Genomic DNA, 20950 nt, shown 5'->3' with positions numbered 1-20950 from the left:
GGGTAGGAGTCACGAATGAAAGCCATCGTGTACGAGCGCACCGGCGACCCTTCCGTGCTGGAGCTGGTCGACCGGCCGGTGCCGGAGCCGGGGGCCGGCGAGGTGCTGGTCCGGCTGGCGGTGTCCGGGGTGAACCCGACGGACTGGAAGTCGCGGCGTGCCTTCCCGCCGGACGGGTGGCAGATCCCCGGGCAGGACGGCGCGGGCGTGGTGGAGGCGGTCGGCGAGGGGGTCGACCGTGAGCTGATCGGCGAGCGGGTCTGGATCTGGGAGGCGGCCTGGCAGCGGCCGTGGGGCACCGCCGCGGAGTACACGCTGGTGCCGGTGCGGCAGGCGGTTCCCCTGGGCGACGCCTCGTTCGAGTTGGGAGCCTGCCTGGGCATCCCGTTCCTCACCGCGCACCGCTGTCTGACGGCCGGCGAGTTCATGCCCGACGCGCTGCGCGCCGGTGCGCTGGCCGATCACACCGTGCTGGTGCAGGGCGGGGCGGGCGCGGTCGGCAACGCGGCGATCCAGCTCGCCCGCTGGGCCGACGCGACGGTGATCGCCACGGTGAGCAGCGCGGAGAAGGCACAGCTCGCGGCGGCGGCCGGCGCCTCCTATGTGATCAACTATCGGGAGCAGGACGTGGTCGAGGAGGTCCGCAGGATCACCCCCGACGGGGTGCACACGATCGTGGAGGTCTCCCCCGGCCGGAACGCCGCGGTCGACGCCCAGGTGCTGCGGCACGGCGGCGCGGTCTGCATGTACGCCGACGACGGCGGGGGCGAGGTGACCATCCCGATCCGGCCGATGATGGCGCCGAACGCCCGCTGGCAGTTCGTGCTGGTCTACACGGAGCCGAAGGCGGCCAAGGCGCAGGGTGTGATCGACGTGGCGGCGGCGGCCAGCCAGGGCGGCCTCCGGGTCGGCGCGGACGCCGGTCTGCCGCTGCACCACTATCCGCTTGCCGACACGGCGGCCGCGCACCAGGCGGTCGAGGACTCGGCGGTGGGCAAGGTGCTGATCACCACCAGTGACGCCTGAACGGGTCGCTGGACACCCGATTTCCCCGTCATCAGGACAGACGCGAACAAGTTTCGCAACAATGACGGTGCGGGATCACCCCGTGTGGAGCGGGCGGCCCCGGCGCGGTGCGAACGCCGGGGCCGCCCCTGGGGAGGAATGTCAGGAGTACTCCTCTGCCCAACAGGCGACAGTGCCCGGTAAAACGTTACGGTGCTGTCAGCTCCCGGACAGTCAGCTCACCGTCGGCGTACCGCGAACGGACGACCTTCTTGTCGAACTTGCCGACGCTGGTCTTCGGCACCGTGTCGATGAACGCCCACCGCTCGGGCAACTGCCACCGGGCGACCGAGCCGGCCAGGAAGTCCCGCAACTCCTCGGCGGTCACCGACGCACCCTCGCGGACCACCACGGTCGCCAGGGGCCGCTCGTCCCACCGCTCGTCCGGCACGCCCACCACGCACGCCTCCAGCACGGCCGGGTGCGCCATCAGCGCGTTCTCCAGCTCCACCGACGAGATCCACTCGCCGCCGGACTTGATCACGTCCTTCGCCCGGTCGGTCAGCGTGATGTACCCGTCCGAGGAGAGCATGCCCACGTCGCCGGTACGCAGCCAGCCGTCGCGGAACTTCTCCTCATCCGGGGCGTCGTCACCGACGTACCGCGCGGTCACCCACGGCCCGCGGACCTCCAACTCGCCCACGGCCGTGCCGTCGGCGGGCAGCGGCTCGCCCAGCGGCCCGACGATGCGCGCCTGCACCCCGGCCGGCACGCGACCCTGCGTGTAGCGGTAGCGCCAGGCCTGCTCGCCGGTCGCCCCCGCCGGCGGGCGGGAGACCGACCCCAGCGGCGACATCTCGGTCATCCCCCAGGCGTGGATGACGTCGATCCCGTGCCGCTCGTCAAACGCGTGCATCAACGCCGGCGGGCAGGCCGAGCCACCGACGATCACCTCGGTGAGCGAGGACGTGTCCACCTCGTGGCTGTCCAGGTAGGCCAGCAGGTCGGTCCAGATGGTCGGCACCGCGCCGGCCAGGGTGGGCCGCTCGGCGGCGATCATCTCGGCGATCGGCGCGGCCTGGAGAAACCGGTCCGGCATGATCAACGACGCGCCGGAGAGGAACGCCGCGTAGGGCAGGCCCCAGGACATGGCGTGGAACATCGGCACGATGGCCAGTTCCCGGTCGGTCGGCCCGAGACCGAAGCCCTCCGGCATGCAGACCTGCAACGAGTGCAGGTAGATGGACCGGTGCGAGTAGGCCACGCCCTTCGGGTTGCCGGTGGTGCCCGAGGTGTAGCAGAGCGCGGCGGCGTCGCGCTCGTCGACCTCGGGCCAGTCGTACACCTCGGGCCGATCGGCCAGCAGCGCGTCCCAGTGGTGCACGGTGATCCGGTCTCCGGCGGCCGCCACCAGCGGGGCCGGGTCGCCACCGCCGACCACCACCACGTGCCGCACCGTGTTCAGCTCGCCGATCACCCTGGCCAGCAGCGGAATGAGCGTGCTGTCGACCAGCACCACCCGGTCCTGCGCGTGGTTGGCGATGTAGGTGAGCTGGTCGGGAAAGAGCCGGAGGTTGAGGGTGTGCAGCACCGCGCCCATGCTCGGCACCGCGAAGTAGGCCACCAGGTGCTCGTTGTTGTTCCACATGAAGGTGGCGACCCGCTCGTCGCCGGTGACGCCGCACTCGTCGCGCAGCGCGTGGGCCAACCGGGCGGCGGTGCGGCCCACCTCGGCGTACGTCATCCGGCGGGGTTCGGCGCCCGTCCAGGTGACCACCTCGGCCGTGCCGTGCACCCCTGCGCCGTGGTCGAGGATCCGGGAGACCTGCAGGGGGGCGTCCATCATCGTGCTACGCATGGGTAACAAGCTAGTGTCGGCGGTCACACGTTGGGAACCCCCGTAAATTGTCGCAGGTGAGCATCTCCTGGGCCGACTCATACGTAGGGCAGTTGCGCGCGCTCGCCGGCGACCGGACGCTGATGTTCGTCGGCGCCCGTGCCGTGGTCAGCGACAACGCGGGGCGCATCCTGCTCATCCGACGCTCGGACAACGGTCAGTGGGCCATGCCCGCCGGGGCGATGGAGCTGGGCGAGTCGATCGCCGACTGCGCGGTCCGCGAGGTCCGCGAGGAGACCGGACTGCGGGCGCTGCGGGTCTGCGCGTTCGCCCTCTACACCGGCCCGGACCGGACCAGCACCAACATGTACGGGCACACGTACCAGGTCTTCACCACTGCCTTCAAGGTCGAGGAGTGGGACGGGCAGCTGACCCGGGTCACCGACGAGACCACCGACGCCGGCTTCTTCCCCCGCGACAGGTTCCCCACACCGCTCTCCGGATCGGTGTTGGAAACCCTGGCCGACCTGGACGTCTTCGAGCAGACCAACCGGCTGATCCTCAAGTAGGGCGGTGCTGTGCGCTCGTGCAGCTCCTTGACGGCACGGTGGGCCGTCGCTTCGGTGATGTTCCAGAAATAGCTCTCTGTTCTGGCTGGAGTCGGAGCGCGACGGGGCACCGCTCATTCGGGAGTGTGCCCGTCGTCGCGGAGCCGTCCCGGCGATCGGCCGAGGACGGTCAGATCATCGTCTGGGACTTGGCCTCCATGTCGGCGGCCGCCTCGTCCTTGGATTCGCGGGTCAGCGGCTTGCCGCCCGGCGCCGGAGCCTCACCGCCGAGCGGGTCGGCCCCGCCCTTGGCGCCCTGCGGACCGGCACCCCGCAGCTCGTTGTTCGGCAGCGCCAGGGTGACCAGCACCGCCACGATGGCGACGAGCCCGGTGGTCAGGAAGACCAGGTGCAGCGACTCCACGAACGACGCCTGGATGGCGGCCCGGACGGCGCCGGGCAGGGCCATGATGGTCGCCGGGTCGTTGATCGAGATGTTCGTGCCGCCACTCGCCGCGACCGCGGCCCGCTGCTCCGGTGGAAGCTGGGCGATCGCACCGGGCAACCGGTCGGCGAGCTGCGAGTTGAGCCGCGACGAGAGCACCGTGCCGAGGATCGCCACCCCGAACGAACCACCCAGCGACCGGAAGAACGTCGCCGACGAGGTACCGGCGCCCAGGTCGCGGACGGAGACCGCGTTCTGCACCGCAAGGACGAGCGACTGCATGCACAGACCGAGGCCGACGCCGATCACCACCATGAAGCCGAACGCCACCCAGAGCGACGTACCCACCTGCAACCGGGTGAACAGCAGCATGCCGACCAGCAGGGTGACCGCCCCGGCCACCGGGAACCACTTGTACCGGCCGATCCGGCTCATCGCCCGGCCGGTGAGGATCGAGGTCACGATGATGCCGGCCATCATCGGCAGCATCAGCAGACCGCTGCGGGTCGGCGAGGCGCCCTTGACGATCTGGAGGTACAGCGGAATGAAGATGATCGACCCGAACATCACCAGACCGAGCACGAAGCCGGCGGAGTTGGCCAGCGCGAACGTGGCGCTGCGGAACAGCCGCAGCGGCAGGATCGGCTCGGCGACCCGCGCCTCCTGGAGCACGAAGAGCACGGCCAGCACCGCACCGGCGACGAAGAGGCCGATGATCAGCCCGGAACCCCACGGGTACTCGTTTCCGCCCCAGCTCAGCGCGAGCAGGAGGCAGCTCACCGCGGCCACCAGCAGGCCGGCGCCGAGCCAGTCGATCGCGTGGTCCCGGCGCTCGAAGGGGATCAGCCGCATCACGTGGTAGCAGACCACGATGGCCAGGATCGCCAGCGGCACGTTGATGTAGAAGATCCACCGCCAGTCGGTCTCGGCAAAGTACCCACCGACCAGCGGGCCGGCCACCGACGCGATGCCGAACACCGCCCCGAACAGACCCTGGTAGCGGCCTCTCTCCCGAGGTGAGACCACGTCCGAGATGATCGTGAACGCCAGCGTCAGCAGACCACCGGCACCGAGCCCCTGGAGGCCCCGCGTGACGATCAGCTGGGTCATGTTCTGCGACAAGCCGGCCAGCAGCGACCCGAGCAGGAACGTGCCGATCGAGAAGAGGAAGACCGGGCGACGCCCGTACAGGTCGGCCATCTTGCCGTACAGCGGGGTCGACGCGGTCGAGGCGAGCAGGTACGCCGTGACCACCCACGAGTAGTGGTTGATTCCACCCAGCTCACCGACGATGGTCGGCAGGGCCGTGCCGACGATGGTCTGGTCGAGGGCGGCCAGCAGCATGCCCGTCATCAGGCCCAGCATCAGCAGCCGGATCTGCTGGCGATTCAGTACCGGCGCGGCAGAGGCTTCGGTGGTCATCAAGCCCTCTTTCCCGACCACCGGAGAACATGCCCCACACCCCAAAAAACCCCGACCCCTCCCAGGGTTGATCAAGAGGTTCGCGTCACGACACGCCGGGTGGGATGACGCAAACCTCTTGATCAACGCGGCCGGGCTGGGCCGGGGCGGGGCGGGCCCGGTCGGGTTAGGGGGTTGCGAAGGTTTGGGTGATCTTTGCGCAGAAGGCGGGAAGGTCGTCGGGGTTGCGGCTGCTCGTCAGGTTGCCGTCCGTCACGCACTCCTCGTCCACCCAGGTGGCGCCGGCGTTGGTCAGATCCGTGCGCAGGCTGGGCCAGGAGGTGATCCGCCGGCCACGGACCACGTCCGCCTCGATCAGCGTCCACGGGCCGTGACAGATCACCCCGACCGGCTTGCCGGCGTCGAAGAACACCTTCACGAACCGCACCGCGTCCGGGTCGGACCGCAGGAAGTCCGGGTTCGCCACCCCGCCCGGCAGCACCAGCGCGTCGTACCCGGCGGCGTCCGCCTTGTCCACGGTGACGTCCACGTCGTACGTCTTGGACTGGTCCAGGTGGTTGAAGGACTGGATGGAACCGGCCTTGAGCGAGACCAGCTCGGCAGTCGCGCCGGCGTTCTCGACCGCCTCGCGCGGCTGGACGTACTCGACCTCCTCGACGCCGTCGGCGGCCAGGAACGCGATCCTCTTGCCCTGCAGTGTCGCTGCCATCTCGGTACATCTCCTCTCCGGGGTACCGCAATTCCCTTCCCGGCCTCCAACGCCCGAAACACCCCACGTCGGTACGACGGGCACCCCGTCGACGAGGGTGGGACGAAAGGACGCGGACCCGCGGCGCAGCCGGTCCCGGCGGGGGGTTTGTCCGGAGGGCCGCTGGGGACCCGGGGAGGCATGGCAGGAGCAGCAGCGGAACAGCGCCGGCTCGCCACCGTCGTGGAGAGCTGGCTCGGGCGCCCGGTCCTGATCGTCGGCGACGCCATGCTGGACGAGTGGCGGTTCGCCGACTCCGACCGGCTCTGCCGGGAGGCGCCCGCCCCGGTCCTCACCCTGCGCCGACGGATCTCCGCCGCCGGTGGGGCCGCGAACACCGCGGTCAACGTCGCCACCCTCGGCGGTCGGGCCGTGCTGGTGGCGCCGGTCGGCGCCGACGTCGCCGGCGACGAACTGCACGACTGTCTGGACCGGGCCGGCGTCTGGGACCGTACGGTCAACCAGCCCGGTCGGCCCACCCCCGTGAAGCGGCGGATGCTCGCCGGCAACCAGATCCTGCTCCGCGAGGACTCCGGCGACGCGGACGACGCTCTCGACCCGGACGGGGTGGACCGGCTGCTCACGGCGCTGGACTGCGCCACCGAGGAGCTGCGCGCCGCTGCCGGCGGAGAGGCGCCGACCCTGGTGGTCTGCGACTACGGTCTGGGTGCGCTGTCCGCGCCGGTCCGCGCGTGGCTGGTCGAACAGCGCGAGCGGTACGCCACGGTCGCGCTGGACGCCCACGACCTCGCCGACTGGCGAGGGCTCGCGCCGACGGTGGTCACCCCCAGCTTCGCCGAGGCGACCCGGCTGCTGGCCCGTGCCGGTGGCCCGAACCGTTCGACCGCCGGCACCGACCTGCACCTGGAACACCCTGACAACGATCCGGCCGACGGGCCGTCCGAGCTGAGCGTCGGCGCCGCTCCGGGCGAGGCCCGCGCGGACGACCGGCCCGGCCCGGTCGGCGAGCCCACCCCGAGCGAGGGTCGGGTGGCCCTCACCGGCGACGGCCTCAGCGTCACCGGCACCGGCGTCACAGTGAACACCGAGGCCGGAGCGGGCGTCGACCGGGCCGTACTGGCCGAGTCGCGCCTCGCCGAGCTGCGCGCGCACACCGGCGCGGACGTGGTCGCGGTGACCCTGGACACCGACGGCGCGGTGGTCGGCGGCGCGGACGGGGAACGGCGGCGCAGCCACAGCACCCCGGTCCCCGCGAGCCACGCGGTGGGCGCGGGAGACGCGTACCTGGCGGCGATGACGCTGGCCCTGGCCGCCGACGCGCCGCTGCCCACCGCCGCGCAACTCGCCCAGCTCGCGGCCACCATCACCGTGTCCGACACCGGCACCTGTGTGTGCCTGCGCAACGACCTGCTGGCCGCCCTCGACATGCCACCGGAGACCGTCGGGCACCCGGCGGTGGTCGGCACCGACGAACTGGACGCGATCGTCGCCGAGCATCGCGAGGCGGGCCGGTCCGTGGTGTTCACCAACGGCTGCTTCGACGTGCTGCACCCCGGGCACGTGCGCTACCTGGAACAGGCCCGTGCCCTGGGCGACCTGCTCATCGTGGCGGTCAACTCGGACGGCAGCGTACGCCGGCTCAAGGGGCCGGACCGACCGGTCAACCCGGTCGAGGACCGAGGCGCCCTGCTGGCCGCGCTGTCCTGCGTGGACCACGTGGTGGTGTTCGAGGAGGACTCGCCCGCCGCGCTGATCGAGGCGGTCCGGCCCGACGTGTACGTCAAGGGCGGCGACTATCCGCCGGAGCTGGTGCCGGAGGCGCCGCTGGTACGCCGACTCGGCGGTCAGGTGCGCACGCTGGGGTACGTGCCGGACCGGTCCACCTCGGCGATCATCGACCGGATCCGGTCACACAGCCATGACCCGTCGTCGCACGCCACCGACCCGTCGCTGAGCCCCCGCACCCAGGCGTCGTGAACCGGCCCCTCGCCCTCGGCACCCCGGCGGAGTTCCGTGCCGACCGGCTGGTCGACGTGTTGGTCCCGACCCGTAACCGGCCCGCCGAACTGGCCGTCACCCTGGCCGGGCTCGCCGCCCAGGGCGGGGTTCCCGGCTTCGGCGTGGTGGTCAGCGACCAGTCCGACGGCGATCCGGCGTACGCCCACCCCGCCGCGGCCACCATGGTCCGGGCGCTACGCCACGCGGGCCACCCGGTGCTGTTGACCCGCCGGCTGCCGCGCCGCGGGCTGGCCGAGCACCGTGCCTATCTGCTCGCCGCGTCCTCCGCCCGGTACGTGCTCAACCTCGACGACGACGTCTGGCTGGAGCCCGGGGCGCTGCACCGGCTGGTCACCGCGATCGAGGAGCTGGACTGCGGGTTCGTCGGCAACGGCGTGCACGGCCTGTCGTACACCGAGGACGTACGACCGGACACACACCGGCACTACGAGGAGTGGGCCGGCCGGCCCGTCCCGGAGCGGATCCGGCCGGGCACCGCCGAGTGGGACCGGGCCCGCATCCACTCGGCGGCCAACCTGCTGCACGTCACCGCCGAGCTGGCGCTGCCGCCGGGCGCGTGGCGGGCGTACAAGGTGTCCTGGATCGGCGGATGCGTGCTCTACGACCGGGCCAAGCTCGTCGACTCCGGGGGCTTCGACTTCTGGCGGCGGGTGCACGAGAGACACCAGGGCGAGGACGTGGCCGCCCAGCTCGCGGTGCTGGCCCGCCACGGCGGGGCGGGCATCCTGCCCAGCGGCGCCTACCACCTGGAGACCCCCACCACGGTCACCGAACGGGACGTGGAGGCGTGGGAGGTTGTCCTCGCCGACGAGGACACCCCACAGCCGGCCTGAGCGCCGCCTACGGGCTGAGCAGTTCGCGGGCCGATTCCAGCACCTCGGCCACCGGCACGTCGATGACGAACGAGTCGCGGTGCGGGCACTCGCCGTCGCCCGGCCGGTGCGGGTAGATGCCCGGCGTGCAGTCCACGCCGCAGACCGGGCAGTGCACCATCCAGGAGCTGATCGGCCGGTGCCGGCCGCGCAACGGCGTCGCCGTGTTGATCAGGTTGCCGACCCAGAAGATGCCCACCGTCGACGTGCCAACCGCCGCGGCCAGGTGCAGCGGGCCGGTGTCGTTGGAGACGACCAGCGCGCAACTGGCGTAGCAGCCGGCCAGCCCGCCGAGACTGAGCGTGCCCACCTGCGGCCGGACCGGCACCCCCGCCGCCGCGGCCACCTGGTCCACCACCTCCCGCTCGGAGGGCGTACCGGTCACCAGCACCTCGTACCCGTCGCCGTGCAGCGCACGGGCCACCTCGGCGAACCGCTCGGCCGGCCAGCGGCGCCGGGTGTCGGAAGCGCCCGGATGCAGCGCCACCCGAAGGCGGGCCGGTGGACCGAGCACCTGCTCGGCCTCGGCCCGGTCCGCGTCGGTGACCGCGAGCGTCGGCACGATGGTGGTCGCCGGAGCGCCCACCAGGGCCACCGCCTCCAGATAGCGGATCACCTCGTGCTGGTAGTACACGTAGCGGACCCACCGGTCCAGCGGCGGCGCGTCCTCGGCGCGCAACCCGACCGTCACCCGGGCACCGAGGCGGCTGATCAACGGGTTGGAGTTCGCGCCACCGCCGTGGGCCTGCACCGCCAGGTCGAAACCCTCGCCGCTGGCCGCCGCCACGAAGTCGTCGATCGTGGACGCCGGCTCACCGGCCTCCGGCTCCCGAATGCCGGGGCCCGGCGGCACCACCAGCACCCGGTCCACCGGGCCGGGCCGGTCGCGCCAGAGCTTCGCGTGCCACGGCGCCCCGAGCAGCACGATCTCCGCCGAGGGGTACGCGGCGCGCAACGCGTCCAACGCCGGCAGAACGAAGATGAAGTCGCCGAGGGCGTTGGCGCGCAGCACCGCGATCCGGCGCACGTCTTCGACTCGCCCCGCCGTCGGGCCGAGCAGGGACGGGGTGACCACGTGGCGCGCTACTCCCGGTCGATCTCGCCGACGCTGTCCGGGTGGTGCAGCTCCCGGTCCGCGGCGGGATCGGCCGCTATCGGCGTACCACCGGAGAGGCCGCCCGAGCGCGGCCCGGCGCGGCCGACGGTGATGGTGCGCGCCGTGGGTCGCGCCGCCCGGGGCAGCCGGACGCGCAGCAGCCCGTGGTCCATCACCGCGTCGATGCCCTCCGGGTCGACCCGGGACGGCAGGTCGATGCGGTACTCGAAACCGCGCGTCTCGAAGCCCCCGGGAATGCCCTGATCGGCGTTGACCTCCGCCTCGGAGCGGGCCCGCACGCACAGCTCGCGGTCGTCCAGCTCGACGGCCACCTCCTCGGGCGCGACGCCCGGCAGCCGGACGACGACCTGCCAGCCGTCCGCGGTCTCGGTCAGCTCGACGTCGGACGACCCGGCCCGGCCGCCGACCAGCCGGCTCAGCTCGGCGCGCAGCGACTGCAACTCGCCCATCGGGTCCCAGCCCTGTTGCCGGCCGCGCCACCCCCGGCCGAAACCGCCGGTCTGCTGCTGCTCGCTCATCGCACGTCTCCGATCCGCCGGGTGGCCGTGGTGGGCCGCAGTGAGCTGGGCGCATCCAGACCGGCGTCGCGGTCGACGCCCACACCGAGCCGGTCGACCAGTTCGCCACCGAGCCAGGCGCTGATGCCGAGGATCGCCACCGCGACGACCTCGATGGCGATCAGCGCGCCACCGGCGGCCCGCGAGTCGGCGTTGAGCCGGACCACCCACACGGCGGCGAAGAGCAGGATCACCGCGACGTTGGCGCCCGCGTGCAGCAGACCCACCCGCTTCGCGCGGGTGCCGGTCGGGATCGCCAGCAGGTCGAACGAGCCGGCCGCCGCGGCGAGCAGGCCGCCGATCAGGCCGACGGTGATGTTCCAGTACGCGACCTCGCCGAGGAAGTCCGGCCCGCCGACCGTGTCGATGATGTCGAAGAGCACCGCGGTGACCAACAGCGCGACCGGGAACATGACAAGCATCGGATGGACTGGATGACCCAGCACCTTGAGTCGGCTCTCCATCTCCCGGCCTCCACTGGTCGGCTTTCCTGCGGACGGTATGAGCGGCGGGCGTGTCGGGTGAGGCCCTACCCCGGGCGACCGGGGGCAAACCTCGCGCTGGCCACGCGGGCCTAGGCTGGCGACGGTGGCGCCGCCACCCGGGTCAACGGCTGGGGGAGGATCGCGTGACGGTGGAGATCACTTCGCACGAGGAACTACGCGAGCTGCTCGGCACACCGGGCGTACGCGCCGCCAACAAGGACCGCGCCCGCCTGCACGAGCGCGACCGGCAGTGGCTCGCCGCCGCCCCGTTCTGCCTGATGGCGACGGCCGGCGCGGACGGCAGCTGCGACGTCTCGCCCAAGGGCGACCCGGCCGGGTTCACGCTGGTGCTGGACGACACGACCATCGCACTGCCGGAGCGGCCGGGCAACAAGCGGGCCGACGGCTACCGCAACATCCTGGACAACCCGCACGTCGGGCTGCTCTTCCTGATCCCGGGTCGCACCGACACGCTGCGCATCAACGGGCGGGCCCGCCTGGTACGCGACGCGCCCTGGTTCGACGACATGGTCGTCAAGGGGCACCGGCCGGTGCTCGCCGTGGTGGTGGAGATCGAGCAGATCTTCTACCACTGCGCGAAGGCGTTCCTGCGGTCCGCGCTGTGGCAGCCGGAGACCTGGCAGCCCGACGCGCTGCCGACCCGCGCACGCCTGATCAAGGAGGTCGAGGGGCCCTCCGAGAGCCTGGAGGACCTGGAGAGGCACTACGGCCCGGAGTACGCCACGAAGATCTACGTCTGACGCAGGCCGGTCAGCTCGACCAGCCGGACGGATTGCCGAACGACTCGCGGGAGATGCCGGAGCCGGTCTCCGGCCACGAACCGAACCGGTCGCGGTCACCTCGTGGATGTCCTCCCGGGTCGCGCTCGACGAGGGCTCGCCGCAGCGCCAGAGCCTCCGCGCCGGTCACCCCGGGGTGACCGACACCATCCACAGGTGACCGTCCGGGTCGGCGAAGACGCCCGCGTACCCCCAGGGTCGCGTGGTCGGCTCGGCGACCACCTCGCCGCCCGCGGCGCCCGCCCGCTCGACGATCGCGCCCGCGTCGGCCTCGGTGGCGGCGCCCAGGGCGAGCAGGCACTCGCTCTGCCCCCTCGGGGCGACCTCGCGCGGGCCGATCACCCACCCGAAGCCGCCGGTCGGGACGAGCATCAGGCGCAGCCCGTCGTTGACCACGAACTGCAACGGCTCCGGGATTCCGTCGTCGGCCAGCTCGCCCACCGCTTCGAGGCCGAGACCGTCGCGGTAGAAGTGGTACGAGGTCGTGCGGTCGGCGATGGGCAGACTGATGGTCAGGGGCGCAAATGTCATGGGCTGACGCTCCGGGATCTCTGAGGTATGGCCACCATAGAACGCGGCTGCGACAGTCACCATCAGCGCGCGGTCGCGGCGTGCCGACCCGGCACCCGCGAGATCACGTCCCCCGATCGAATTAGCGGCCGTGGATAGAATCGAGCCGTGGCTCGGGAATTCGACACGCAGCTCATCGAGTCGGTCGCGGTTCGTCGCGCCCGCATGCGTGAGCTGCTGCTGTGGGGCAGGCAGCGCCGGGTCCGCGCCACGGGTGACGGGTTCCGGTGGTTGCGTACCGGTCTCGTGCTGGCGGCGGTGGCCTGCGCCGTGTGTGTCGGCTGGTCCTTCCTTCAGAACGTCGTCGCCGAGCAGCAGAGGGCACGCAACCCGGCACCGATCCAACCCACGGGTCCGCGATGACCCAACCGCGGACCCTCGCCTCCGCCGGTCACCTCAGTCGGGTGACCCTGGCCGGGCCACACCGACGCATCGACCTCGTGCTGCCCGCCGACGAGCCGCTCGGCCTGCTGCTGCCCGAGGTCGTCGCGCTGGTGGGCCACCCGCCGACTGACGATTCGCGGGGCTACCAGATCAGCACCCTCGACGGCACGGTGCTCGACCCGGCCGGCAGCCTTCGGCAGGCCGCCGTGCCCGACGGCGCGCTGTTGCGGGTCGACCCGATCTCCGAGGCACCGCCGGCGGCGATCGTCCACGATGTCTCCGACGAGGTCGGCGACGACCTCGTCCGGCGGCGCGGTCGGTGGGGTGACGTCCCCCGTACGTGGACCGCCACCACCGCCTGCCTGGTGGCCGCCGGGGTGGCGGCACTGCTCGCCGGCCCGCACCTCGGGCCTGCCGCGGTCAGCGTCGTCGGCGGCGCGGTCGCCCTCGCCGGCCTCCTCGTCGGGATGGCGGGCAGACGCAGGATCGGGGTGGCGGTGCTCTTGAGCGGCGCCGCGATGGTGATGACCGCCGTGCCCGGCTGGACGGACACCCGCACCCCCCGGTGGGCACTGTGGACCGTGGTGATCGGCTGCACCGTCCTCGCGGTGGGTGCCGTAACGGGTAACGGGCGCGCTGGCGTACTCGGTGGCGGCACGATGCTGGCCCTGGTCGCGGGCTGGAGCGTGCCGCTGCTGCTCGGCATGCCCGCCGAGCGGGTCGCGGCGGTGCTGGCGATCGCGTCGGTGGGCGTGCTGGGGCTGCTGCCGCGGATCGCGATGATCACATCGGGCCTCACCCGTCTCGACGACCGCCGCAGCAACGACGAGCCGGTGAGCCGGGTATCGGTACAGGCCGCAGTGGACTCCGCGCATCGCGGGCTGGCCGTCGCGGCGATCGCGGCGGCGACCTCGGCGACGCTCGCCGGGCTCATCCTCGCGTCGACGCCGGGCCCGTGGCGACTGGTGCTGGCAGCCCTGGTGGCCGGCGCCCTGCTGCTGCGGATGCGCGCCTTTCCACTGGCGGCCGAGGTGGTGACGCTGGTGGCCGGCGCGCTGACCATCGCGGGCGGCCTGCTGTTGTGCTGGGTACGGGAGCGGCCCGGCACCTGGTGGGGCACGGCGGTGGCGGCACTCGGCGTCTGCGCGGTGGCCCTGGCGGTCCTGGCGTACCGGCCGCCGCCGCACGTCCTGGCGCGAGGCCGGCAGGTCGCCGATCGCGTCGAGGCCCTGACGGTGATGGCGCTGGTGCCCGTCGCCGTCGGGGTGTTCGGGCTCTACTCGCGACTTCTCGACACCTTCTGACTGAGGCGGTGGCATGAGCGCTCCACCGGTGCCGCGCACCGCGCCGCCGGCCGACCCGCCGGCGTCGGAGCCGGACGACCTGTCGATCGCGCGCAGGCCCCCCTCCGGCGACTCCGCGCTACGGCGTACGTGGCGCAGCGCCAGCCGGATGTTCGCCAGCGGCCGGCAGACCCGGGAACTCGCCGACCTCGCCGCCGAGGTGCAGGCACCCGTGCACACCGGCCGGCGGATCGCGGTGGCCTCCGTGCAGGGTGGCGCGGGGAAGTCCACGCTTGCCGCGCTGCTGGCGTCGGTGTTCGCCGCGCGTCGCGCCGATCCGGTGCTCGCCGCCGACGCGGACCCGTACGAGGGCTCGCTGACCTGGCGGCTCGGCGCCCCGAGCGACCCGTCACTGCAACGGCTGGCACCCGGACTGCTCGCGGGCCGGGGCGGCGACCTGCGCGACCTCGAACCACTCCTCCCACGCACCGGGACAGGTCTCTGGGTACTGCCGAGCGGCACCACCAACCCGAACCTGTGCACCGCTGTCACGCGCGCACTGTCGCGTCTCTTCGCCGTCACCGTCACCGACTGCCCACCCGGCCTGGAGGCCCGTACCCCGGCGGGGGTGATGGCCGACGCGCACGCGGTGGTGCTCGTCGCGGCGGCGACACCCGACGGGGTTCGGAGCACCTACCAGACGCTGCGCCGGATCGTCGACGACGGCTACGGGTCATGGCTGGAGCGCGTGATCGTCGTGTTGAGCGCGAGCAACCCGCACGGCCGCGCGACGCTGATCCACGGCGCCGCCCGTGAGCTGATCGAGCAGACCGGCGTACCGGTGGTGGTGCTGCCCTACGACCGTCACCTCGCCGCCGGTGCGCTCATCACCCCGTCGCGGGTCGGCGAGGCGACGCTCGTGGAGGCGACCCGCGCCGCCGCGCTGGCGCTGAGTCGCGCTCGGCGGATGTGACCGGAGGCCCCCCGCATGTCGACGCGCATGGTGCACCGCCCCGCCCGGATGGCCCGCCCGATGGCCGCAATGGATCCACTCGTGCTGGACCCGCCACCGCAACTGCCCGACGGCAAGTCCGCGATGGGGCTCCAGGCGTTGCTGCCCATGGCCGGCGCCGGGGTGGCGATGAGCATGATGATGTTCCTGCGCGGCTCCGGCTTCGCGGCTCTGGGCGCCGTGGTCATGGTGGCGGCGCTGGGCGCCGCCGGGGCGATGTACCTCACCCAGCTGGGCAAGGCCGGCCGGCAGCGCCGGGCACAGCGCGAGCGCTACCAGGACTACCTGGAGGAACTGCGCGACCAGTTGCGCGAGTCCGAGCAGCGTCTGCGGGAGGAGGCGAACCTCCTCGACCCGCCGGTGAATCGGCTGCTCGACGTGATCCGCAGCCCGGCCCGACTGTGGGAACGCCGACGCGCCGACATCGACTTTCTGCACGTACGGCTGGGCACGGGTTCGCTGCCCGTCCGCACGATCGAGCTACGCGAGCAGAGCACGCCCACCAATCCGCTCGATCCGTTCATGCGTCACGAGGCGCGCTCACTGATCCGCCGATTCGCGCTGGTACCCGGGCTGCCGCTGCGGGCGAACCTGGACTGCGCCGGGGATGTCAGCGTGATAACACCGAACTACGCGGACGCCGTCGCCCTCGCCCGGGCGATCCTCGTGCAGGTCGCCACGTTCCACGCCCCCGACGACGTGACGCTCGCGATCATCACCACCCCCGAGCGCGCCCGGACCTGGCGTTGGGCACGGTGGCTGCCACATCTGCTCGACCGGACCTCGATCGGCCCGTCCGGCCCGACCCCGCTGCTGGTCACCACCGTACAGACGCTCGTCGAACTGCTCAGCGAGGATCTGGAGGAGCGGACCACCAGCGCGCTCAAGTCGTTCCGGCACGGTGTCGGGCGTACGGAGGCGAAGGCCCGGCCACGGCTGCTGGTCATCGACGACGCACACGGTGAGCTCGCCCGCGTGCTGGCCAGCCCCGACCAGACGGTCGGTCTGGCCAGCCTCGGCGTCACCGTGGTGCACCTGCTCGCCGACCGGCTGCACGAACCCGGCGACGTCTCCCGCCGGATCACCGTCGACGGCGACTCGGTCACCCTGGAGGATCTGACCGCGTCCCCGCCGGTGACCGTACGCGGCACCCTCGACGAGACCAGCTCGAACCAGGCGACATTCTCAACCCAGTACCGGTAGACGAAGTGCTCGAAACCCGGTGCCGTCCACTGGACGTCCGCCAAGAAACTCGCCGGGTCCATCTTCAGCGGTTCGTCACCGTCCGCGGGTTCGTAGCTCGAAGCGCTACACACCACAGGACTGGAGCCGTCGGAGCCCAGGTACAGATACCAGTAGCCGCAACCCTGCTGATCGTTCATGAACCGCATCATGAATGCGTGGTCCTCGATGGGGCTGGCCACCAACCGGGGCGAGATCTCCCACTCGCAGGCCAAGCACGACGGCACGGAGCTCTGCAGGCGGCTGCTCGCCATGAACACCACGAACGCTGCCGGCAGAGCAAGGCCGTGCCGTGCGAGACGTCGGTTGAACGCGTCAAGACCATCCACGCGTACGGGGTTTGGTGCCATGTAGTACGACCCCGTTCCCGCCGCTTTCGGAGTCAGCCAGTCGAACGTCCCGGTGAACAGCCGCTCGGGCAGCGGCGGTAGCTTGCCGTACGTCACGTCGTCGTAGACCTCACCAAGCCCGTACGGCCCCGGCGCTGTCGCTTCCCATGCGCGCGAGAAACTCACCCCTCACCTCCATCGCGCTCGCGACGTCGTGACTCAGTTGGCGAGTGTGCCAGCAGCGGCGGGCCAGAGGGGCGGAGCCCCGAATACCGAGCCGCCGGACGGAATCGAACCGTCCACCTACGCTTACCGAACATCACGTTCCGAAGCTTGTCATCGATTGCCGAAATCCATCGTTGACCTGCACAGACGCCATCAACAACTGGTCCACGTTGGTCACTCACAGTGGACCTTTAGCAGGGGTTTTCGGGGGGTAAGCGGGGGCACCGTTGGCCATTGCCCGTTGACTTGATCAGACGACCCGTGCTCCGATGTAACTAGTTACATCGATGGGGAGGCACGAGCATGGGCATGGTCGGGCAAGTGGTGGTCATCGGTGCCGGTGTGTACGGCGCGGCGGTGACCGCAGCGCTGACGCGGCGCGGCGCCCGCGTCACCGTCGTGGACGCTGGCGCACCGGGCGGCGGCACCTCCGGCGCGACGTTCTCGTGGACCAACTCCTGCGGCAAACAGCCCCGCTCGTACCACGACCTCAGCGTCGCGGCCATGCACGCGCACCGGGAACTGGCGGCCGGGGTGCCGGGCAGCGACTGGTACCACGAGGACGGCAACCTGGAATGGGCCGCCGACGCCGATGGGTACGGGCGACTACACGCGAAGGTCGCCGGGCTCCTCGAATACGGGTACGAGGCGCGTTGGCTCAGCCGGGCGGAGGCGGTACGCCTCGAACGGGACATCGCCGCCGCCGAACTGCCGGCGGACGGGATCGCGTTCTTCCCGCGCGAGGGCTGGATCGAGCCGAGGCGCCTGATCGGCCACCTGCTGTCGTACGCGGTGTCCCAGGGCGCCGAGCTGGTACGCGACGACGCCCTCACCGGCCTGGAGGTGGGCGGGGGCAGCGTGCGTACCGCCCGACTCGCCTCCGGTCGGCAGTTCCGGACGGACGCCGTGGTGAACTGCGCCGGGCCGTGGGCGGCCCGGGTCGCCGCGCTGGCCGGGCTGGACCTGCCGATGCGCAACACGCGCGGCGTGCTCGTGCACACCTCACCGGTCGCCGTCGCGGTGTCCCGGGTCGTCCACGCTCCGCACGTCCACCTGCGCCCGGACGGCGGCGGACGGCTGCTGTTGCACAGCCACGGGATCGACGGCGCGGCGTACGTCGCCGACACCGGGGAGATCGACGTCGAGCGGTCGGCGATCGATCGGGTGCTCGACGCGGGCCGCAGGCTCTATCCGGGGATCGCCGCCGCGACTGTGGAGAACGTCCGGGTGGGTGAACGGCCTATTCCCGGCGACGGTCTGCCGGTGCTGGGTCGCGTAGCGGAGCTGCCCAACTTCCACTTCGCCGTCTCGCACAGCGGCGTGACGCTGAGCGTGCACGCCGCTGGCCTGGTCGCGGCCGGGGTTCTCGGCGAGGACCGGAGCGAGGAACTGGCCGCCTTCCGGTTCGAGCGTTTCGCACCGACGAGCCGGTGACCGGACAGGGGGAGGACAGTGGCCACGACAGTCCTGCGTGACGGTGTCTTGGTGGACGGCCGGGGTACGGAGCCGCAGCCCGGGCTCGACGTCGTGATCGAGGGAGACACGGTCCACGAGATCGTGCCGTCGCGGCCAATCGAGGCGTACGGGACGGTGGACGAGATCGTCGACGTTTCCGGGATGCTGGTGATCCCGGGGCTGATCAACAACCATACCCACGGCACCGCGTACGGGCCGCTGTTCGCCAGCGGCCACGAGGCCCTGCCACACCCGCAGGTACTGGCCAACCTCGACCGGCACCTACGGGAGGGGACGACCACCGTGCTCTGCGCGGACGGCTTCGTCACCGCCGAGGCGCTCGCCGCCACCGACGCGGCGCACCCGGTCAACGTGAAGCTCGCCTCGTGCAACGTCCCGTCCTGCCTGGCCGCGGCGACCATCGCCGACGGCGGTGGCCTCACTGGAGCGCACCGCGCCTTCACCGCACGGCACGCGCTGGACGCCGGTGCCGTCGCGCTCGGCGAGATCGGCGCGGGACACACCCTCGGCGGGGGTGGGGCGAGTTACCTGTACATCCCGGCCGAGGTGCAGAGACGTACCGGCGTACGGATCACCCCTCGGGCGGCGGACAACCTGAAGATCGCGGTGCTGGGGCGGCACATCTCGACGTCGGCGTTCGACCGGGACGCGGTCGAGGAGGCGTTGGCGGGTGCGGGGCTGACTGGCAGGCTGTCGGTCGAGGAGGTCCGCGAGATCGTCTCCGGGATCGTGCTGCCAGCCTTCGACATCGCCCTGCACGGGCTGGCCGAGGCGGCCGAGCAGGCACGCAGGGCAGGGGTACCGGTGGTGGTGCACAACGCGGCGGCGTCGATGACCCAGGTCGCCGCGATCGCGACAACCGACGTGCGGCTGATCGCGGCACACTCCAACCATTCGAGCTTCGACCTGCGCGAGGCCGTCGAGCACGCCGAGCGGCTGAAGGAGGCGGGCGCCGTCGTGGACGTCTCCACCCTGGACACGTTCGGGGCCCGGCGACTCACGACCGGGCCGGAGCTGCTCTACGCGATGTTCTCGGCGGGGCTCGTCGACACGATCTCGACCGACTACGCGGGCGGCCACCACGACCCGATCCTGCTGGCGATCGACCGGGCCACGAAGGCGGGTGTGGTGCGTCTCCCGGCGGCGGTCGCGATGGCGAGCGCCAACGTCGCCGACGCCATCCCCGGGTTGGCACCCCGCCGGGGCCGGGTCGTACCCGGTGCGATAGCCGACCTGGTGGTGACGGACCCGGAGCGGCTCGACCGGGTGGCGACCGTCATGATCGGGGGCAGGATCGTCGTCCGGGACGGGAGAACAGGGGGACCACGGTGAGACGGGCCACCATCGGCGACGTCGCCGCGCAGGCCGGTGTGTCGACGGCCACCGTCTCCCGGGTCGTCAACGGTGGCGCCGTCGCCGAGCCGACAGCCACCAGGGTGTGGGCGGCGATCGCCCGTCTCGGGTACAGCCCGAACGCGCTCACCAGGGGCGTCTTCGCCGGACGCGCCAACACGATCGGGGTGGTCATCCGTGACCTGCGCAGCCCCTTCTACCTCGACCTGATCCGTGGCATCGACGAGGTGGCCGACGCCCAGGGCAGCCTCGTTCTGTTCGCGAACACGTTCCGCCAGGTGCACCGCGAGCTCGCCCACGTGCACACGATGGACGAGCAGCGGGTACGCGGGCTGATCGTGACGACCGGCGAGAGCGCCGACGGTCGTACCCGCCGGATGGCCGACACCGGCGTGCCGGTCGTGGTCGTCGCGCGTACCGTCCCGGACCCGCCGGCCGGCATGCACTCGGTCAGCCTGGACAACGTCGAGGCCGGTCGGCTGATGGGCGTACACCTGGCCGGGTGCGGGCGCTCCTCCGTCGGTGTCGTCACCTCCGGTAACCGGCCCTCGCAGGTCGAACGCACGGCGGGGCTGCGGCTGGCGCTCGCCGAGGCCGACCTGTCCCTGCCCGACGAGGCGGTCGTCGTCGCGGATTCCGAGGAGGAGGTGGGCGATGCCGTCGGCGCACTCCTCGCGCGTGCCCGTACCCGGGACGAGCCGCTGGACGCCGTCGTCTGCACCACCGGCCGCCTGACCGTCGCGGTGCACTCCGCGCTGACCGCCCACGGGCTCACCGTTCCGGACGACATCGCGTTCCTGACGATGGACGAGTTCCCCTGGTCCGCCGCGCTCGGGATCACCGTGGTCGCCCAGCCGTCGCACGAGATGGGACGGCGGGCGGCCGAGCTCGTCGTCGAGCGGCCGGCCGAGTCGGTGCAGGTCGTCTTCGAACCGACGCTCGTCGCCCGCCACTCGTGCGGCGAGGGGCACCGTTGATCACACACGTCTCTCGCGGAGGTCGACAGTGGCACGACAACGGGTCGGGCAGCAGCGTCCGGGGCAGGCGGTCGCGGCGCGGGATGCGGACTATCTGCGGACCGGCACGTCCGTCGGCGGTGTGGTGGACCTTGTAAAACGGCGAAGCCCAGGCCAATGGCCTGGGCTTCGGTACCGAGCCGCCTGACGGAATCGAACCGTCGACCTACGCATTACGAGTGCGTCGCTCTAGCCGACTGAGCTAAGGCGGCAACGATCAGCAAGTGTACGGCACCCCCCGGCC

At 71.9% G+C, this 20950-nt stretch carries 20 protein-coding genes and 1 tRNA gene; 12 read left to right on the top strand and 9 right to left on the bottom strand.

Annotated elements, in window-relative coordinates; genetic code table 11:
* The first annotated feature begins 15 nt into the window (after positions 1–15).
* Positions 16–1026 carry an NADPH:quinone reductase gene (locus tag ABZU53_RS11480; RefSeq protein WP_355065483.1) on the top strand — a complete coding sequence of 337 codons (1011 nt, stop codon included), beginning with the start codon at positions 16–18 and terminating at the stop codon, positions 1024–1026.
* 187 nt (positions 1027–1213) lie between these two features.
* Here ABZU53_RS11480 and ABZU53_RS11475 read toward each other — a convergent pair whose 3' ends face one another.
* On the bottom strand, positions 1214–2863 hold the full coding sequence (locus tag ABZU53_RS11475; RefSeq protein WP_355065481.1) for a fatty acid--CoA ligase: 1650 nt from the start codon (positions 2861–2863) through the stop codon (positions 1214–1216).
* A 56-nt stretch (positions 2864–2919) separates the two neighbouring features.
* Here ABZU53_RS11475 and ABZU53_RS11470 point away from each other — a divergent pair, with 56 nt between their 5' ends.
* Positions 2920–3411, top strand: a complete 492-nt coding sequence (locus tag ABZU53_RS11470; RefSeq protein ID WP_354854727.1) for an NUDIX domain-containing protein — start codon at positions 2920–2922, stop codon at positions 3409–3411.
* Positions 3412–3580: 169 nt separating this feature from the next.
* On the opposite strand, the gene ABZU53_RS11465 is transcribed toward ABZU53_RS11470, so the two are convergent.
* Complete coding sequence (locus ABZU53_RS11465) at positions 3581–5257, bottom strand: MDR family MFS transporter (protein ID WP_354854725.1); 1677 nt, start codon at positions 5255–5257, stop codon at positions 3581–3583.
* A gap of 166 nt (positions 5258–5423) precedes the next feature.
* Positions 5424–5966, bottom strand: coding sequence for a type 1 glutamine amidotransferase domain-containing protein (locus ABZU53_RS11460; RefSeq protein WP_355065479.1), 543 nt, complete (start codon positions 5964–5966; stop codon positions 5424–5426).
* A 180-nt stretch (positions 5967–6146) separates the two neighbouring features.
* Between ABZU53_RS11460 and rfaE2 the strand changes: the two genes are divergently transcribed.
* Together rfaE2 and ABZU53_RS11450 are read left to right on the top strand one after the other, a co-directional pair.
* Positions 6147–7943 carry a D-glycero-beta-D-manno-heptose 1-phosphate adenylyltransferase gene (gene rfaE2 / locus ABZU53_RS11455; RefSeq protein WP_355065477.1) on the top strand — a complete coding sequence of 599 codons (1797 nt, stop codon included), beginning with the start codon at positions 6147–6149 and terminating at the stop codon, positions 7941–7943.
* Positions 7940–8818: a glycosyltransferase family A protein gene (locus ABZU53_RS11450; RefSeq protein WP_355065475.1), complete on the top strand. Its 879-nt coding sequence runs from the start codon at positions 7940–7942 to the stop codon at positions 8816–8818. Before rfaE2 ends, ABZU53_RS11450 begins: the two co-directional genes overlap by 4 nt.
* A 7-nt stretch (positions 8819–8825) precedes the next feature.
* Here ABZU53_RS11450 and ABZU53_RS11445 read toward each other — a convergent pair whose 3' ends face one another.
* From ABZU53_RS11445 to ABZU53_RS11435, 3 genes are read right to left on the bottom strand one after another with little or no spacing between them, the layout of a single operon-like run.
* Entirely contained in the window at positions 8826–9932 is a 1107-nt protein-coding gene (locus ABZU53_RS11445; protein ID WP_355065473.1) for a glycosyltransferase family 9 protein, read from the bottom strand.
* 8 nt (positions 9933–9940) lie between these two features.
* Positions 9941–10492, bottom strand: coding sequence for an Hsp20/alpha crystallin family protein (locus ABZU53_RS11440; protein ID WP_354854716.1), 552 nt, complete (start codon positions 10490–10492; stop codon positions 9941–9943).
* Entirely contained in the window at positions 10489–10995 is a 507-nt protein-coding gene (locus tag ABZU53_RS11435; RefSeq protein WP_354854714.1) for a DUF2231 domain-containing protein, read from the bottom strand. The genes ABZU53_RS11440 and ABZU53_RS11435 overlap by 4 nt, the downstream gene beginning before the upstream one ends.
* A gap of 164 nt (positions 10996–11159) precedes the next feature.
* Between ABZU53_RS11435 and ABZU53_RS11430 the strand changes: the two genes are divergently transcribed.
* Positions 11160–11777 (top strand): pyridoxamine 5'-phosphate oxidase family protein, encoded by a 618-nt coding sequence (locus ABZU53_RS11430; protein ID WP_355065472.1) that lies wholly within the window; start codon positions 11160–11162, stop codon positions 11775–11777.
* 10 nt (positions 11778–11787) lie between these two features.
* On the opposite strand, the gene ABZU53_RS11425 is transcribed toward ABZU53_RS11430, so the two are convergent.
* Together ABZU53_RS11425 and ABZU53_RS11420 are read right to left on the bottom strand one after the other, a co-directional pair.
* Positions 11788–11946: a hypothetical protein gene (locus tag ABZU53_RS11425; protein WP_354854710.1), complete on the bottom strand. Its 159-nt coding sequence runs from the start codon at positions 11944–11946 to the stop codon at positions 11788–11790.
* Positions 11943–12347: a VOC family protein gene (locus ABZU53_RS11420; protein ID WP_354854708.1), complete on the bottom strand. Its 405-nt coding sequence runs from the start codon at positions 12345–12347 to the stop codon at positions 11943–11945. The genes ABZU53_RS11425 and ABZU53_RS11420 overlap by 4 nt, the downstream gene beginning before the upstream one ends.
* 147 nt (positions 12348–12494) lie before the next feature.
* Between ABZU53_RS11420 and ABZU53_RS11415 the strand changes: the two genes are divergently transcribed.
* From ABZU53_RS11415 to ABZU53_RS11385, 7 genes are all read left to right on the top strand, one after another.
* Positions 12495–12749 carry a hypothetical protein gene (locus tag ABZU53_RS11415; RefSeq protein WP_354854706.1) on the top strand — a complete coding sequence of 85 codons (255 nt, stop codon included), beginning with the start codon at positions 12495–12497 and terminating at the stop codon, positions 12747–12749.
* Positions 12746–14074, top strand: coding sequence for a type VII secretion integral membrane protein EccD (gene eccD, locus ABZU53_RS11410; protein WP_355065470.1), 1329 nt, complete (start codon positions 12746–12748; stop codon positions 14072–14074). Before ABZU53_RS11415 ends, eccD begins: the two co-directional genes overlap by 4 nt.
* 13 nt (positions 14075–14087) lie before the next feature.
* A complete protein-coding gene (locus tag ABZU53_RS11405; RefSeq protein ID WP_355065468.1) occupies positions 14088–15026 on the top strand; it encodes a hypothetical protein in 939 nt (312 codons plus the stop codon).
* 15 nt (positions 15027–15041) lie between these two features.
* On the top strand, positions 15042–16268 hold the full coding sequence (locus ABZU53_RS11400; protein ID WP_355065466.1) for a hypothetical protein: 1227 nt from the start codon (positions 15042–15044) through the stop codon (positions 16266–16268).
* A gap of 902 nt (positions 16269–17170) precedes the next feature.
* The gene (locus ABZU53_RS11395; protein WP_354854697.1) at positions 17171–18295 is read left to right on the top strand and encodes an FAD-dependent oxidoreductase; all 1125 of its coding nucleotides are present in this window, start codon (positions 17171–17173) and stop codon (positions 18293–18295) included.
* A gap of 18 nt (positions 18296–18313) precedes the next feature.
* Positions 18314–19669, top strand: coding sequence for an amidohydrolase family protein (locus ABZU53_RS11390; RefSeq protein WP_355065464.1), 1356 nt, complete (start codon positions 18314–18316; stop codon positions 19667–19669).
* Positions 19666–20667 (top strand): LacI family DNA-binding transcriptional regulator, encoded by a 1002-nt coding sequence (locus ABZU53_RS11385; protein ID WP_354854693.1) that lies wholly within the window; start codon positions 19666–19668, stop codon positions 20665–20667. The genes ABZU53_RS11390 and ABZU53_RS11385 overlap by 4 nt, the downstream gene beginning before the upstream one ends.
* Before the next feature lie 177 nt (positions 20668–20844).
* Here the strand turns inward: ABZU53_RS11385 and ABZU53_RS11380 are convergent.
* Positions 20845–20918: transfer RNA gene (locus ABZU53_RS11380), tRNA-Thr, on the bottom strand.
* Between the last annotated feature and the right edge of the window lie 32 nt (positions 20919–20950).

It is taken from the genome of Micromonospora sp. NPDC005194 (assembly GCF_040608335.1).
GTDB lineage: Bacteria > Actinomycetota > Actinomycetes > Mycobacteriales > Micromonosporaceae > Micromonospora.
This window is presented reverse-complemented; position numbering and strand designations above follow the sequence as displayed.

Excerpts from the sequence above, each read along its gene's own strand:
- ABZU53_RS11480 (WP_355065483.1), top strand. The coding sequence starts at position 16 with ATGAAAGCCATCGTGTACGAGCGCACCGGCGACCCTTCCGTGCTGGAG.
- ABZU53_RS11475 (WP_355065481.1), bottom strand. The coding sequence starts at position 2,863 with ATGCGTAGCACGATGATGGACGCCCCCCTGCAGGTCTCCCGGATCCTC.
- ABZU53_RS11465 (WP_354854725.1), bottom strand. The coding sequence starts at position 5,257 with ATGACCACCGAAGCCTCTGCCGCGCCGGTACTGAATCGCCAGCAGATC.
- ABZU53_RS11460 (WP_355065479.1), bottom strand. The coding sequence starts at position 5,966 with ATGGCAGCGACACTGCAGGGCAAGAGGATCGCGTTCCTGGCCGCCGAC.
- rfaE2 (WP_355065477.1), top strand. The coding sequence starts at position 6,147 with ATGGCAGGAGCAGCAGCGGAACAGCGCCGGCTCGCCACCGTCGTGGAG.
- ABZU53_RS11440 (WP_354854716.1), bottom strand. The coding sequence starts at position 10,492 with ATGAGCGAGCAGCAGCAGACCGGCGGTTTCGGCCGGGGGTGGCGCGGC.
- ABZU53_RS11435 (WP_354854714.1), bottom strand. The coding sequence starts at position 10,995 with ATGGAGAGCCGACTCAAGGTGCTGGGTCATCCAGTCCATCCGATGCTT.
- ABZU53_RS11420 (WP_354854708.1), bottom strand. The coding sequence starts at position 12,347 with ATGACATTTGCGCCCCTGACCATCAGTCTGCCCATCGCCGACCGCACG.
- eccD (WP_355065470.1), top strand. The coding sequence starts at position 12,746 with ATGACCCAACCGCGGACCCTCGCCTCCGCCGGTCACCTCAGTCGGGTG.
- ABZU53_RS11405 (WP_355065468.1), top strand. The coding sequence starts at position 14,088 with ATGAGCGCTCCACCGGTGCCGCGCACCGCGCCGCCGGCCGACCCGCCG.
- ABZU53_RS11400 (WP_355065466.1), top strand. The coding sequence starts at position 15,042 with ATGTCGACGCGCATGGTGCACCGCCCCGCCCGGATGGCCCGCCCGATG.
- ABZU53_RS11395 (WP_354854697.1), top strand. The coding sequence starts at position 17,171 with ATGGTCGGGCAAGTGGTGGTCATCGGTGCCGGTGTGTACGGCGCGGCG.